General features: G+C 64.8%; 7 protein-coding genes. 4 read left to right on the top strand and 3 right to left on the bottom strand.

Annotation, left to right across the window (positions count from 1 at the left end):
* Positions 1-360: 360 nt before the first annotated feature.
* Both BUS42_RS44555 and BUS42_RS44550 read left to right on the top strand, forming a co-directional pair.
* The gene (locus BUS42_RS44555; protein WP_074316750.1) at positions 361-4,758 is read left to right on the top strand and encodes a hypothetical protein; all 4,398 of its coding nucleotides are present in this window, start codon (positions 361-363) and stop codon (positions 4,756-4,758) included.
* Complete coding sequence (locus BUS42_RS44550; RefSeq protein ID WP_074316748.1) at positions 4,728-9,284, top strand: glycoside hydrolase family 94 protein; 4,557 nt, start codon at positions 4,728-4,730, stop codon at positions 9,282-9,284. Before BUS42_RS44555 ends, BUS42_RS44550 begins: the two co-directional genes overlap by 31 nt.
* Positions 9,285-9,457: 173 nt before the next feature.
* On the opposite strand, the gene BUS42_RS38705 is transcribed toward BUS42_RS44550, so the two are convergent.
* The gene (locus tag BUS42_RS38705; protein WP_143206678.1) at positions 9,458-9,721 is read right to left on the bottom strand and encodes a hypothetical protein; all 264 of its coding nucleotides are present in this window, start codon (positions 9,719-9,721) and stop codon (positions 9,458-9,460) included.
* 954 nt (positions 9,722-10,675) lie between these two features.
* Here BUS42_RS38705 and BUS42_RS38695 point away from each other — a divergent pair.
* Positions 10,676-12,568: an ABC transporter ATP-binding protein gene (locus BUS42_RS38695; protein WP_074316741.1), complete on the top strand. Its 1,893-nt coding sequence runs from the start codon at positions 10,676-10,678 to the stop codon at positions 12,566-12,568.
* A 55-nt stretch (positions 12,569-12,623) separates the two neighbouring features.
* Here BUS42_RS38695 and BUS42_RS38690 read toward each other — a convergent pair whose 3' ends face one another.
* Complete coding sequence (locus BUS42_RS38690) at positions 12,624-14,033, bottom strand: DUF1501 domain-containing protein (protein WP_074316739.1); 1,410 nt, start codon at positions 14,031-14,033, stop codon at positions 12,624-12,626.
* 61 nt (positions 14,034-14,094) lie between these two features.
* Entirely contained in the window at positions 14,095-14,508 is a 414-nt protein-coding gene (locus BUS42_RS38685; RefSeq protein WP_074316736.1) for a secondary thiamine-phosphate synthase enzyme YjbQ, read from the bottom strand.
* A gap of 285 nt (positions 14,509-14,793) precedes the next feature.
* Here BUS42_RS38685 and BUS42_RS38680 point away from each other — a divergent pair, with 285 nt between their 5' ends.
* Positions 14,794-15,918 carry a heavy metal-binding domain-containing protein gene (locus BUS42_RS38680; protein ID WP_254054088.1) on the top strand — a complete coding sequence of 375 codons (1,125 nt, stop codon included), beginning with the start codon at positions 14,794-14,796 and terminating at the stop codon, positions 15,916-15,918.
* Positions 15,919-15,974: the final 56 nt, after the last annotated feature.

The following is a 15,974-nucleotide window of genomic DNA, read 5'->3' as shown; positions in this document are numbered from 1 at the left end:
CCTCGGTCGGAAGGCTTCGCCGCTACGTCGCGCCTCACCGCTCGGGAGAAGACGGCGGTCGCGACGGCATGGAATTTGCTCTGGAATGGACGCGTCCAGGGTATTTCGCCCTCTTAAGGCGTTGGGGGACCGGCTTGGTCCTCGGCTTGCGTTCGATTCGCGGCTGGCCTGTCCTTTTCGATTGACCCAAACGAGGGCCTCCTTCTCGCTCGCGGGAAGGTTCGCATCGAGTTGACGCGAGGCGTGGCTTGATGGCACGCTCGAGCGTGGGCGACACCGGACTCGAGACCGATTCTCTCGGACCGTGAGGGAATTCGGAGATCTCGGAGCGGAACCGAATTCGGGGAGAAGTCCATCAGGATGAGCCTTACCTTCGTTGAGCAGGTCCCTTCGACTTCGGCAACTCACCCGCCGGTGTCGCTCGCGGAGTTACTGGTCGAACCCCAAGGGCAGGAGCCAATCCGTGGTGAACTGTTCGGGCAGGAACGGCTCGAGGCGCATGCCCGCCAGCTTGCGTCGGCCTGTGTCATTCAGGCTCACCGCCGTCAGAATAGCCCTTTACTGCGCCGGTTCGCTGAGAACGCGCGTTCCTTAATCGAGGCCCACGCCCGGATCATCGGCGATGATGCGCCTCGCCGCGAAGGACGTGACCTCGACGCCGAGTGGCTGGCCGATAACTATCACATCGTCGAGGACGTGCTCCGCGAGATTCGCCAGGACCTTCCCCAGGGCTATGACCAGGAACTGCCCAAGCTTTCGGGAGGACCGGGGCACGGCTATCCGCGGGTCTACGCCTTGGCGCTTGCGCTGGTGGTTCACACCGATAGTGAACTCGATGAAGCGCGGATTACGCGCTACGTCCAGGCATTTCAGGACATCGTCCCGCTCACGACCGGTGAGCTCTGGGCCCTCCCCACGATGCTTCGCCTGGTCCTGGTCGAGAACCTGCGCCGGCTCGCCGCGAAGATGCTCTGGGGCTGGGACGAGCGGACCCGGGCCGAACGCTGGACGGCGCAGTCGCTCGCCGAGGGGCAACTGGCCCATGGTGGAAACGATGGCGAGGAGCATTTCGCCGAGGAGGCCGGGCTCGGAGAACTCACCGACCCATTCGTCGTCCGCCTCCTTCAATTGCTCCGCGACCACGGGCCGGCGATCCGGACTCTCGAGCGATTGGAAAAGCGGCTCGAGGGGGTCGGGGCCGACGCCAACGAGGTCCTCCGCCGCGAGCATCGCCGCCAGGCCGCGAATCAGGTTTCGGTCGGAAACTGCGTGATCAGTCTGCGCCTGCTTTCCGCCTTGGACTGGAACACCTTTTTTGAGCAGATCAGCCCGGTCGAGGCCATCCTCCGAACCGACCCGGCAGGGATGCACGCCGTTCAAGACTTCAGCACGCGTGACCGCTATCGCCGCACCGTCGAAAAGATCGCCCGGGGTGCGGAGGCCGATGAGCTCGAAGTGGCCCGCCGCGCAGTCTCCCTGGCTCGCGAGGCCACCGAGGCGGGCGCGGTCGGGGGCCGTGGCCACGTCGGCTACTACCTGATCGATCGTGGCCAAGCGGTCTTGAAACGCGAGTTCGGCTATCGACCGCGGTGGCGGGAGAAACTCCTCGACTGGTCGCTGGCCCATCCCCGGGCGACCTACTTCGGCTCGATTGCCATCGTCTTCCTTGCCCTGATCGGGATCTTGATGGGCCTTGGCGGTCGCGGACTGATTGCGGCCCACCCGGGGTGGCTCGCCCTACTTGGGTTGGTGCTCCTGGTGCCGGTGAGCGAGCTCGCCGTGGGCCTGGTCAACCACCTCGTCACGCTCATGCTTCCGCCCCGGGTGCTTCCCAAGCTCGAATTTAAGGAGGGGATCCCCGAGGATTGCGCGACCTTCATCGCGATGCCCTCGATGCTGGTCAGGCCCGGGAGCGCGGAGGCCTTGCTGGAGCGGTTGGAAATCCACCACCTTGCCAACCCCGATCCGCGGCTCCGGTTCGCCTTGTTGACCGACTTCGCCGATGCGCACGAAGAAGATCGCCCCGAGGATGAGGGCTACCTCCATGATACCCTCGCGCGGGTCAAGGCGCTCAACGAGCGGTACGGCAAGGACGGGGAAGACAAGTTCTTCCTCTTTCATCGCCGTCGGCTTTGGAACCCCGGTCAGAATTGCTGGATGGGCTGGGAGCGAAAACGCGGCAAGCTCTCGGAGTTCAACCGGCTCCTGCTCGGGGCGGTGGACACCAGCTACGTGCTCTTGAGTCGCGATCCCGCGACGCTTCCGCCGATCCGGTTCGTGATCACGCTCGATGCCGACACCCAACTGCCCCGCGACGGCGCCCGTCGGCTGGTGGGCACCCTGGCGCATCCGCTCAATCGGCCTCGGTTCGACCCGGCCCAGGGGCGGGTGGTCGAAGGGCACGCGGTGCTCCAACCACGCGTCAGCTTCCATCTGACGGCGGCCACCCATTCGCGGTTCGCCGGAATCCTGGCGGCATCGGGAGGGATCGATCCCTACTCCTCGGCGGCCTCCGACACCTATATGGATCTCTTCGGGGTGGGCAGCTTCACCGGTAAGGGAATCTATGAGGTGAAGGCATTCGAGGCGGCCACCGGTCGCACCTTCCCCGATAACCAGATCCTCAGCCACGACCTGATCGAGGGGAACTACGCGCGCTGCGGGCTGATTACCGATACCGAGCTATTCGACGACTTCCCCGCGCGTTACCACGCCTACGCAAGGCGTGAGCATCGTTGGATTCGAGGCGATTGGCAATTGCTCCCCTGGTTGGGCCGCCGCGTGCCGACCGCGGACGGCGTTCGTCCCAACCCGCTGCCGACCTTGGAACGCTGGAAGCTGTTCGATAACCTGAGACGGAGCCTGGTCGCGCCCGCGTCGGTCGTCTTGCTGGCCCTCGGCTGGACGGTCTTGCCCGGATCCCCCTGGCTCTGGACGGCGACCGCTCTGGCCGTGCCCGCCCTGCCGTTGGTGCAGCTCCTGATCGGCACCATTGTGACCACCGTTCGGTCGCGGAAGCTGGCGGGTCTGCTGTCGTGGGTGGATCGGATGCCGGCCGCGATGGCCCAGGCCCTGATGGCGATCACGTTCCAGGCGGACCAGGCGCGGGTCGCCGTCGACGCGATGGTGCAGACGCTGGCGCGCCTGTTCGTCACGCGGCGGAATCTCCTCGTCTGGGAGACCGCGGCCTCGACCGATCGCCGCCTCGGGGCGGGACTCGCGGATTTCATCGTGAACATGTGGTTTGCCTCAGCCCTGGCTGTGACCCTGGCGCTCGTGGTCGCGCTGGTTCATCCCGCAGCGCTCGTGGCGGCCTGGCCGGTGCTCACCGTCTGGTTCCTTTCGCCGGTCGTCGCCTACTGGGTCAGCCGGCCTCGGCCGGTTGCCGACTCTCCGCTCGAACCCGAGGAACGACGCGAGCTCCGCCGGGTGGCGCGGCGGACCTGGCACTTCTTCGAGACGTTCGTCGGCGATGAGGACCACTGGCTCCCGCCCGACAATTATCAGGAGGAGCCGGACGGGCGGATCGCTCATCGCACGTCGCCGACCAACCAAGGGCTGCTCCTGCTCTCGACCCTGGCCGCCCACGACCTGGGTTATATCGGGCTCGGAACCTTGGCCGAGCGGCTCGAGAAAACACTCGACACGTTCGATCGGATGGAAAAACATTGGGGACATTACTACAACTGGTATGACACGCGGACCCTCCGTCCGCTCCCTCCCGCCTACATCTCCACCGTGGATAGCGGGAACCTGCTCGGCTGCCTCGTCGCCCTGAAACAAGGGCTGCGGGAGAAGGCGGAAAGCCCGGTCCTGGACACCCAGATTGCCACGGGGTTGGCCGATACGCTCGGCCTGGCCGTCGAAGCGTTCCGCGGGATCAAGCCCCCCTCCGGCAGCCCCGCGCAGGCGACACTCCGGGCGCTCGAGGAAGATTTCCGGCGAATCGAACGGCAAGTCGCCACCCCCCCGCTCGACCTGCTCGGCTGGGACGAGTGGCTCAGTGAGCTCGACTGGGCGGCGAGTGGCCTGATTGGTCGGATCCGGACCTTGATCAGCGAGTGGCCCGGCGGTTTGACCGTTCCGACCGAACCGCGAACGAAGCCAGGGGGTCCCCCCTCGAAGTCGTCGTTGCTCGAGATCTGGCCGCGACGATTCGCCGAGCAGATCCGCCAGCGCCGGGCTGAGCTGGCCGCGCTCGCCCCCTGGTTGAGCCCGTTGCGCGACTGGGAAGCGAAGGGGAATGTCCCCTGGCCGACGGACGATCTCTTGCGACGTTGGCTGGCCGTGCGTGAATCGCTCGTGGCGCGGGCGAGCGTGGCCGTGATGTCCGATCGGGCCGAGGGGCTCGCCGCGGAGTTGGAGACGTTAGCCACGTCCAACCCCGCGAGCGACGGGTTGCGGAGGCTGGCGTCGGCGGTCCGAGAATCCGCCGCGTTGACGTTACGCGACCGGATCCGCAAGCTGGCGATCCGCGCCGAGGCGCTGGCCGACGTCATGGAATTCCAGCCGCTCTACAAGCCCGAGCGCAACCTCTACTCGATCGGCTGCAATCTCGTGCTGGGTCGGCTCGACGGCGCCTGCTATGACCTGCTCGCGTCGGAGTCGTGCCTGACCAGCTTCTTGACGATCGCGCGCGGCGATGCGCCTCGTCGCCACTGGTTTCAGCTCGGCCGTCCCTTCCTCAGCACCGCGGGTCGGGTCGGACTCGTCTCCTGGGGGGGACGATGTTCGAGTACCTCATGCCTCGGCTCCTGATCAAGGCCCTGCCCGGTACGATCGTCGCCGAGGCCGCGCGGACGGCCGTGGCTCGTCAGATCGAGTACGGCCGTGAGGCCGGGGTCCCTTGGGGGATTTCTGAAAGTGCGTTCAACGCGCAATATGTCGATGGAGATTACCAGTACCAGTCGTTCGGCGTGCCGGGTCTCGGGCTGAAACGGGGCCTGGAGCAGGACCTGGTCATCGCGCCCTACGCCACGGCGCTCGCCACGATGCTCGTCCCTCGCGAGGCCCTGGCCAACCTGCGGACCCTGGCGGAAGAAGGTGCCGAAGGGTTGTACGGCTACTACGAGGCGGTCGACTACACGGCCGAGCGGGTGCCCAAGGGGAAGCGCTCGGTGGTCGTCCGGTCATACATGGCGCATCACCAGGGGATGAGCCTGGTCGCCTTGACCAATGCCCTCCTGGACGAGCCGATGACCCGCCGGTTCCACGCCGACCCGATGGTCCGCGCGGCCGAGCTGCTGCTTCAGGAACGGATCCCCCGCGATGCGCCGCTGTCCGGGCCGTCGGAGGCGACGATGGCGACTGCGGCCTCGAATCGCGAAGGAATTCCGCTCATGAGCCGGCGATTGACCACGCCCAATACCCCCGCGCCTCGGACTCATCTCCTGTCGAACTCACAGTATCATGTGATGGTGACGAACTCCGGCTCGGGCTTCAGCTCGTGCCGTGGTCTTGATGTCACCCGCTGGCGCGAAGACGCCACGCGCGATGCGCTCGGGCAGTTCTGCTACATTCGCGACGTCGGCCGAGGCCTGCTCTGGTCGGCCGGCCATCATCCGGTCTGTCGGGTCGTCAAGGACTACGAGGTCGTCTTCTCCTCCGACAAGGCCTCGTTCCGGCGGGTCGACGGGGACATTGAGAGTCTACTCGAGATCACGGTCTCTCCCGAGCAGTTCGCCGAGGTTCGCCGGCTGACGTTGACCAATCGAGATAGCCAGACACGTGAGCTCGAAGTCACCAGCTACGCCGAGGTCGTTCTCAACTCGCGGGGCGGTGACCTGGCCCACCCTGCGTTCGGTAAACTCTTCCTGGAGACTGAATGGCTCCCTGGTTCGGAGGCTCTGCTTTGCAGAAGACGCCCCCGGTCCCACGACCAGCGACCGATCTGGGCGGTGCATGTCTCGGCCGTCGAGCGAAGCATGATCGGCGCGACCCAGTATGAAACCGACCGCGCCCGCTTTCTCGGCCGGGGCCGAACACCGGCCGATCCCGCGGCGCTCGACCCTGGCGCGGTTCTCTCGGGCACGACCGGCCCGGTCCTCGACCCGATACTGAGTCTGAGGCGACGGGTTCGTCTCGAGCCGGGCGAGTCGGCGACCGTCGCGTTCACCACGGCCGTCGCCGACACGAGGGAGGAGGCGCTTGCCCTGGCCGACCAGTTCCATGATCCGAGTGCGGTGGCGCGAGCGTTTGAACTGGCCTGGGCCCATAGCCAGGTCGAGCACCGCCATCGCAACTGGTCGCCCGAGGAGGCGCACCTCTTCCAGCGGCTCGCGGCGCACGTCCTCTTCGCCGGGTCGGCCCTTCGCGCGCCGGCCCCGGTGCTGGCTGCAAATCGCCAAGGGCAGCCGGGGCTCTGGCGGTACGGCATCTCGGGCGACCTGCCGATCCTCCTGGTCCGCATCGCCGAGGGGAGCGAAATGCCCCTGGCTCGCCAGGTGCTCACCGCGCATTCGTACATGCGGCTCAAAGGGCTGGTGGCCGACCTGGTCCTGCTCAATGAACAGCCCTCGAGCTATTTCGAGGAGCTGAATCAACAGTTGCTCGATCTCGTGCGATCGAGTGATGCTCATGACCTGCTTGACAAGCCGGGGGGCGTCTTCGTCCGAAAGGCAGCCCACGCCCCGGAAGAAGACTTGATGCTGCTTCAGGCCGCGGCCCGCGTCGTACTGTTGGGAGATCGCGGGCCCTTGGCCAGTCAGCTCGATCGCGTCGAGCGGTTGCCCGCACCCCCCGAGCCGCTGGTTGCCACCCGGAAACCGGAACGATGGGACAACCCCGAGCTCGCGGTCCCGACCGACCTTCAGTTCGCGAACGGGCTGGGAGGGTTCCACCAGGAGGGGCGTGAGTACTGCGTAGTCGTCCGCGCGCACCCCCGGCCGGAGACACCGCTCAATGGCCGACCAACGCCCGAGTCGGGCCCGACCTTGGTCTTGCCGCCCGCCCCTTGGATCAACGTGATCGCCAATCCGGCGGTCGGATTCCTCGTCTCGGAGACCGGGGCGGGCTACACCTGGGCGGGCAACAGCCAGGGGAACCGGCTCACGCCTTGGAACAATGACCCGGTGTCCGACCCGGCCGGGGAGGTGGTCTATCTCCGGGATGAGTGGACCGGCGAGGTCTGGTCGCCGACCCCCCTGCCCATCCCCTCGGAAGCGGCGACCTTGGTTCGCCACGGCCAGGGCTACACCGTCTTCGAGCGACAGACCCATGGGCTGGTCCATGAGTTGCTCTTGCTGGTTCCCCCCGAAGATTCGGTCAAGCTGATCCGGCTCAAGGTTCGCAACTCAGGGGATCAGCCCAGGTCGCTCTCAGCCACCTTCTTTGCCGAGTGGGTGCTCGGGACCACGCGCGACGTGGCGGCCTCGCACGTTGTCACCGAGATCGATGAGGAGACCGGAGCGCTCCTGGCTCGGAACTCATTCCGCGCCGACTTCGCCACGAGGGTGGCGTTCGCTGATGTCAGCATGCGTCCGCGAACCTTGACGGCGGATCGGCTGGAGTTCCTCGGGCGGAACGGCTCGGTCGCCGCGCCCGCCGCGCTGCGACGGGTCGAACTGTCCGGCCGCGCGGGCGTGGTGAGCGACCCTTGCGCGGCACTACAGGCCAAGTTCGAGCTCGCTCCCGGCGAAGAAAAGGCGATCCACTTCTTCCTGGGCGAGGCCGAGACGCTCGAGGCCGCTCGCGTCCTGATCCAGCGCGTTCGAGAGCCGGGGAAGGCGGACGCCGTTCTCGAGGCGGTTCGAGCGCAGTGGGATGCGGTGCTGACCACCGTTCAGGTCCGCACGCCCGATTCCGCCATGGACCTCGTGCTCAACCGCTGGTTGCTCTACCAGGTCCTGAGCTGCCGCCTCTGGGCCCGCTCGGCGTTCTACCAGTCGGGAGGCGCTTATGGCTTCCGCGACCAACTTCAAGATGTCGCCGCACTCGTGTATGGTGCTCCGGACGAAGCGCGGGCCCACTTGCTCCGTGCGGCCTCGCGTCAGTTCCTCGAAGGCGACGTTCAACACTGGTGGCACCCGCCCGCCGGTCGCGGCGTTCGCACTCGCTTTTCCGACGACTTGCTCTGGCTCCCGTTCGTGGTCAGCCATTATGTCGAGACCACCGGCGACGCCTCCGTGCTCGACGAGCGCGTCCCGTACCTGAAGGGACATCTCCTCGCCCCCAATCAGGAAGAGGACTATGGGGTCCCCGCGATCGCGGGCGAGTCGGGCACGCTCTATGAGCACTGCTTGCTTGCACTCGAGCGTGGGATGCAGCTTGGGGAGCATGGGCTCCCGTTGATGGGGACCGGAGACTGGAACGACGGCATGAATCGGGTTGGCGCGGGGGGAAAGGGAGAAAGTGTTTGGGACGCCTGGTTCCTGATCGCGATCTTCCACCACTTTGCGCCGCTCGCCGAGGCACGCGGCGACTTGGTCCAGGCCAGGCGCTGTCGCGAACAGGCCGAGTCGCTCCGCGCCGCAGTCGAGAACGAGGCATGGGACGGTGATTGGTATCGCCGGGCCTACTTCGATGACGGAACTCCGCTCGGCTCCGCGGAGAACGACGAATGCCAGATCGACTCGATTGCGCAGACCTGGGCCGTGATCTCGGGTGCGGCCGATCCGGAGCGGGCGGAACGGGCGTTGAAGGAAGTGGACGAACGCCTGGTCCGCCGCGACGACGGGCTCATTCTCCTGTTCACACCCCCGTTCGACACCGGGACGCTTGAACCGGGCTACATCAAAGGCTATGTTCCCGGCATTCGTGAGAACGGCGGCCAGTACACGCACGCAGCCACCTGGGTGGTGCTGGCCGCCACCCTCCAAGGCCGGGGTAACCACGCGGCCGAACTCTTCGGCCTGCTGAACCCGATCAACCACGCCGACAGTCCCGAGGCGGTGGCCCGTTACAAGGTCGAGCCCTACGTCGTCGCGGCCGACGTCTACGGCCTCCCGCCCCACACCGGCCGCGGCGGCTGGACCTGGTACACCGGCTCGGCCTCCTGGCTGTACCGGGTCGGCCTGGAATCGATCCTCGGCTTCCGACTCGAGGGCGACCACCTGGTGATCAATCCCTGTATCCCGTCGCACTGGCCGGAGTTCGCGATCACCTACAAACGCAATTCCGCCGTGTACCGGATCAAGGTCACGAACCCGCAACGGGTCGAGCACGGTGTTCTCAGCGTAACGCTCGATGGCACGGTCGTCGCCACGGGGAGAATCCCGCTCGCCCACGACAATCAGGATCACGAGGTGTGCGTGGTTCTCGGCGATCCGTCAGGTCCGCCCGGTTGAGCTCGAGCGGCCACCGTGAGGCCCGCGATGCGTTGCGGGCCTCACCCATATCTCGACTGCGGGGGTGGAGAGCATCCTGCCTTGAGCAGAACCCCCCAATGGCCCGGCAGGGCGAGCGAAGAGGCATGAGTTGCACAATTTGTGTGCAGGCCTCCTCTTGGGAGCAAAAATTCTTAGCGTCTTCGGATCAAAGTTCGCGTCTGAAGATGGCTTACCGGCAAGGAGGTTTCCTGGAGCTTCCGAGACAGCTTGTTCTCAACCAGTTGCGAAGGACTTAGGCCGAAGCGGTCGTCGATGACCAGCGTTTCCTCTTCGAACTCGATGGCTGGAACGATCGGGAGCGCACCGCGCCCCTGCCGTTCGGTCGCTCTTCCCGCCGGCTCAAAGACGACTTCCTGGGACGCGGTGACAGCGTCAAAGTTCAGCGATGTGGTCATGGGAAGTTCGCGATTCATCATCAACTTACCTCAATTTCCAAGAATATCGACCAGTCGCAATTCGCAGCACCAATTCTGCAAATGTTGCGCCATGAGCTATCCAACTCTCGCTTTGCCCGGGATTCCTCTCGAAATCGATCGTTGACTGGGTGGTTGTTTGTGAATGAGGTAAAATACGGGCATTTGGACGAGTTTTTTTGACGGAATCGAAGCTTCTCATTTGGATTCGATCGGACCGAAATGCGAGTTGTCGCGCACGCTTGTCCTTCTCGATACGTCAAAGTTGGTCATCGCTGTTGGCGCCGCAAACCTGCAAGAATTGCGCGTGAAACGGAGGATCATGGCGCGGTCGGCGCGCGAACTGGAAAAAAATCGGCGATCCGATTTGCGTGCCGACCCATTCCATCCGTACTGGAGGGAGGAGCGAGCCTTTGCCGGGATGGCGGCTTCGCTCAAGAACGATGGGAATCCCTTCGCTGTCCGACCCGAACAGGGTCGTGGATGTGGCGTCCTGTTCCTTGCCACGTCGCGTCGATTGTACCGGTCTTTGGTATTAAAGCAACAAAAAAGTCATGTCTCCACGATCAAAGAAACTTGTGGATAAGCGAATGTAAGTTTTATGCGAACTCGGACCAGTGCTCGCGGTGAACGAACAGGCGGTGGCACGGCGGTTGCAATCGTGTCGTGACGGTCTGGGTCCATCGCGAATTTTATTCACTTTCATCTAACCTTCTCGATTCGTCGTCATCTTCGATTCCGTCAGGAAAAAGCGATGTCCGGTGGGCCGGGGCCAAACCCAACGCGCTCCGCCCGCCGAAGGCTCTCGCGGACAGGATGTTTCGCACTGCCGATCGACCGCCACACTTGCGAACTTCACCGGCCGCCTGTCACGTCGCCTCGCCGTGGCTGGTGTCGTCGTGAGTCTCTTTTTTTATGGGATTGTAGGGAACGACCATGCCGCAGCGACAGGACAGGCCAGCCCAGGGAATCTGGCTTGAATTACAAACCATTGCGGTGCGTGGCCGAGAGGTTTGGAGGCTGGTCCCCGCACGCCATCGATGGGCGTTGGGGGTCGCCGTCCTGGTCATGGGATTCGGCAGCGCCGCCAGTACCGCGATTCCCCTGCTCCTGGGAACCGTGGTCAACGCCGTCAACCAGCAGATCCATCAGCAGGTCGGCAAGGCGGCCGTCACCCGGGTCGCCCTGTTCTACCTGGCCTTGATCGGTGGCTTCTACTTGATGCGAGAGGGCCTGAACGTGCTCCGCCGCTTTCTGGTGGAGAACGCCTGCACTCGGATCGATCGAGACATGTGCGTTCGCTTGGTCGCCCACCTGATGAAGGTGGACCTCTCGGCATTGACCCACGAGCAGGTGGGCGCACTCCACGGGCGAATCACGAGGAGCGTCGACGGCTTCGTGCGGTTTCTCCGCATGAGTTTCCTCGACTTCATCCCGGCAATCTTGACGGGAAGCTTTGCGATTGCAGCCACCCTGTCCAAGCAGCCCGGCATCGCGCTGGCGATGGCGGGGGTGATCCCGATCTCGGTCGCGCTCACGATGTGGCAGCTCATGACCCAGAAGGGGGTCCGGCTCGGATTGCTCCGCAACCGGGAAGCGATGGATGGGACGGTCGTCGAGCAACTCTCCGGAATCGACTACATCCGCGCGGCCAACACGCACCGCCAGGAAGTGCTCCGGGTCGAGCGGACCGCCGAGCGCCGACGTGCCACCGAGATCCGCCATCATTTCGAGATGTCTCTCTTCGGTGGCGGCAAGGCGCTCAACGAAGGCCTGTTTCACCTGCTCGTGATCGCGTTCGCCATCTCCCTCTTCGTCAATGGTCAGATTCAGAACGGCGACATCCTCACCTTCTCGGTGCTCTTCCTCAGTGTGATGACTCCCTTGAACGAGGTCCATCGGTTTGTGGACGAGGCGCACGAGTGCAGTCTCAAGGTGGGTGACCTGATCGATATCCTCGCGGAGCCTGTCGATCGATCGTTCCATCCCGCGCCTGCCGGAGAGCCGTCCCTCGTGCTGGGGGAACCCGTTTTTGTCGCCGATGACCTCCAGGTCGATTACCGCGAGGCCGACGGCCGGCCGAGGCGGGCGCTCAACGGGGTCTCGTTGACGATCCGCCACGGTGAGACGATCGGGGTGGCCGGGCGTTCCGGAGGCGGTAAATCCACCTGGTTGCGGGTGATGGTGCGGTTGTCGCACCCGAGCGCCGGGCGGGTCATGCTCGGTGGAATTCCCCTCGAGTCGGTCTCACGCGAGGCGATCGGTGACCTGATCGGTTACGTCGGCCAGAACCCGTTCGTCTTCTCGGGCACGATCGCTGAGAACATTGCGTACGGCCAGACGGACGCCACCCGTCCGCAGGTTGAGCATGCCGCGCGACTGGCCTGCTTGCATGACGAGATCAGGGCCATGCATGGTGGCTATGACGCCCTCGTTTCCGAGCGTGGCCAGAACCTCTCCGGCGGCCAGCGGCAGCGGATCGCGCTGGCGCGTGTGTTCCTGAAGAACCCGCCGATCCTGATCCTCGACGAGGGAACCTCCGCCCTCGACAACATCAGCGAGCGCCTCGTCCAACAGGCAATCACCGCGGCCCGCGTCGATCGAACCGTGATCCTGGTCGCCCACCGTTTGACCACCTTACGCGACGCCAACCGGATCCTGGTCTTCAAGGACGGTCAGGTCGTGGAGACCGGTTCTTACAACGAGCTGGTCTGCCGCGGTGGCGTTTTTACCGAACTGGTGCAATCCGCCTCGGAAGAGCACCAACCGGCCAACGCGAACCTCGAACTCCACTTCGATCACCCGGAGAGCCGCAAGAAGATCGCCTGACGGTCCTCGCTCGCCTTTGAGGGCGAGCGAGAAAAATGATGACCGGTGGGTCGGGTCAGGCGGTGAAGAGTCGCGCGATCGACTCACCCTCGCAGAGTCTGATGGGGCGGTCGAGTCGGTCGCGGAGCTCGGTTGCGGGGTCGATGCCGAGCGATTGGTAGATCGTGGCGGCGAGGTCGGCGGGTGTATACGCCTGGCTGGCGGGGTAGGCGCCCATCTTGTCCGACTGCCCGATCACTTGCCCGCCGCGCACACCGCCCCCCGCGAGCGCTACCGAGAAGACCTTCGCCCAGTGGTCGCGCCCGTCTTGAGCGTTGGCGTTTCCCGTGCTCTTGCCGATTCGGGGAGTCCGGCCGAACTCTCCCGCGATGACGACCAAGGTCTCGTCGAGCAGGCCGGTCGTCGCCAGGTCCTCGAGGAGTGTGGCGACTCCGCGATCGGTGGGGGGGAGCAGCCGATCCTTGAGGGATTTGAAGTTTCCGGAGTGCGTGTCCCAGGTCTGGACTCGGCCCATGTTGACCTGGACGAGGGGGACTCCGGCCTGCACCAGCCTGCGGGCGAGCAGGAGGGATTGGCCGTACATGTGGCGACCGTAGCGATCGCGCATCCGCGGGTCTTCGCGGTCCAGCTCGAAGGCGCGGGCGACCCTGCCGGAAAGAATCAGGGAGTAAGCCAGATCGCGCTGGGCGTCGAGTGGATCTTTCGTGGAAGACGAACTCGCCCCGAGCCGATCGCGTTGCGTGGCGATCTCGTCGAAGAGCTCCCGGCGCCTCTGGAGTCGCTCGACGCCGAACCCGGCTGGCAGTGCCAGGCTCTCGACCCGAAAGTCGCGTGAGTTCGGGTCCTGCTTGATTTGCCAGGGGTCGTGCTTCGGCCCCAGGAACCCAGCATGCTGCCCTGGCCAGGTCAGCGGACCTTCCATCAAATAGGTGGGGAGCATCACGCCGCTCGGGACGCCGTCGCTCCGGGGGCGGATTGCGTCGACCGCCGAGGCGTAGCACGGGTAGTCATCGCGTGACGCGATCTTATCGAAGAAGGCGCCTGGCTGAGAGTGGCCGGTGAGCACCTGGTGGGTGCCGTTCAAGTGGTTCGTTTGACTGTGCGAGATCGTCCGGACGATCGCCAGCTTCCCTGTCTGCTCCGCCAATCGGGGGAGGTGTTCACAGATCCGGACGCCCGGGACCGCCGTTTCGATCGGCTGGAACTCGCCGCGGATCCCGTCGGGCGCGTCCGGCTTCATGTCGAGACTGTCGATATGGCTGAGTCCGCCGGTCAGGAAAACCAGGATGACCGACTTGGCCCGCGGTCGGGACGAGGCCCGAGGCGCGACCTTGAGACTCGCCGCCGCCCGCGCCTGGCGCGACAGAAGTTCGGGGAGGCTCAGGCCGAGGAGGCCCGAGAACCCCACCTGAAGGAATTCACGCCGGAGGATCCCACTGCCGTGACGTTGATTCTCTGGAGTCATTGCTGACCTCGGACGTATCGGTCACCGCGGCCGTCCGACAGGTTTCGGAGAGCCAATCAGATTATCCTACCACCGAGACCGTGATCCGTCTCTGGTGTGGAACGGTGCGGTGCTCCCAGAGGTAGAGGCCCTGCCAGGTTCCCAGGTCGCATCGTGAACGGGCGACCGGGATTGTGATCGACGTCTGCGTCAAGATCGACCGGATGTGAGAGGGCATGTCATCGGGCCCTTCGTCCACATGGTCGAAGATCGGGTCGCCGTCGGTGACCAACCGGGCGAAGAAACGCTCGAGGTCATGGCGAACGCTCGGGTCGGCGTTCTCGCAGACGATCAGCGAGGCACTCGTGTGGTGGACGAAGACCGTGCAGAGCCCCCGTTCGACCGCGGCGTTGCCGACGACTTGCTGAATCAGCCGGGTGATCTCGTAAGTGCCGCGTCCCTTGGTGGTGACGACCAGGCTCTCTGCGTGGAACATGCGTGTCTCCTTTGTCATGAGTCTAATCGGAAACGGCAAGGTCTGGGAATGCCGAGCTCGAGCGGTCTCAGGCCCGAGCCCCCGCAGGCCAGGTGGCGGCGCTCAGCAACGGCGGCCCCATTGTCATGGCTGATGTCGCTCGCGATTTGTGCCGACCTCTTTTCCAGAAGAATGCGACGAAGGGAACGAAATACTGGAAACGGATGCGCCGTGGGCCGTCATTTCCATGGCGTGAGGCTCCGAGTCCAAGTTCAAGATGTTGCGTATCGGGGGTTGGCCATGCTGATGAGTGGTTTGTCAGGCAACGAGATCTTCTGCCTGACGCGAAAAGGCTGGAGTCCGGGCAACATCGTCGTGGGCAATAGCGTGTACTCGCTGGGCCTGGTCCGAGGGATCACGAGCAGCCTCAAGACGCTGGCCGGCGGTGAGGTCGCCAGCGTCACCCAGCTCATCGCCGACGGCCGGCATGCGGCGATCGGCCGGCTCGAGCGCGAGGCGACCGAGCATGGCGCCCACGGCCTGACCGGGGTGGCCTCGGAGCTCAAGCCGGTCGGCAACATGATCGAGTTCCTGGCCGTCGGCTCGGCGATCCACGGTGATAATTACACGGGTCCATTCTTCTCCACGGCCTGCTCGGGCCAAGACTTGTACTGCCAGCTCGACTCGGGCTACGAGCCGCGGCACTTCGTCATCGGCAACGTGGCTTATGCCTTGGGGATCGGCCGGGGGATCACCGGCAGCCTCAAGATGATCGCGCGCCGGGGCGAGATCAAAGAGTTTTCGGACATGTACAACCACACGCGGCACCTCGCGCTCGAGCGACTCGAGAACGAAGCCGCTGAACGTGGCTGCAACGCCGTGGTCGACATCATCACGCGGATCCTGCCGTTCGGTGTCGGGCTGCGGGAGATGTTGCTCGTCGGCACCGGCTCGTACAACCCCGTCCTGGGCCAGCCGAAACGGCCGGTGACTTCGGAGCTGACCGGCGAGGAGCTCTGGAACCTGACTCAGATGGGCTACGCTCCGCTCCGCTTGGTGCTGGGGACTTCGGTTTACTCGCTGGGACTACTCGGTGGTCTCTCGGCATTCTTTCAGTCGTTCGGGCGCGGTGAGATCAGCGAGGTGACGCAACTGATTTATGATGCGCGGGAGAATTGTCTCGAACATATTCGCGCGGAGGCCGAGGAACTCAAGGCCGACGGTGTGATCGGGATCAAGGTCTTCATCTACGAGCTGGGCGGCGGCCTGGTCGAGGTCATGGCCATCGGTACCGCCATCCGCAAGCATTCCGGAGTCCGGACCCAGACCGAACAACTGCTCCCGCAAGCGATCATCCGCGACCGCGACACGTTCTTCGACCTCGCGCCCCAGGTGCAGGGCATGCGCACCCGCGAGCTCGAGCGAAAATGAAAGGGAATCTGAGCATGAGTAGCCATTGGGGACGAGGGTGGGGTTGAGCGAGCGCG

The sequence above is a fragment of the Singulisphaera sp. GP187 genome, from assembly GCF_900129635.1.
GTDB lineage: Bacteria > Planctomycetota > Planctomycetia > Isosphaerales > Isosphaeraceae > Singulisphaera.
The sequence above is the reverse complement of the archived record's forward strand: the minus strand, read 5'-3'. Positions and strand labels throughout refer to the sequence as shown.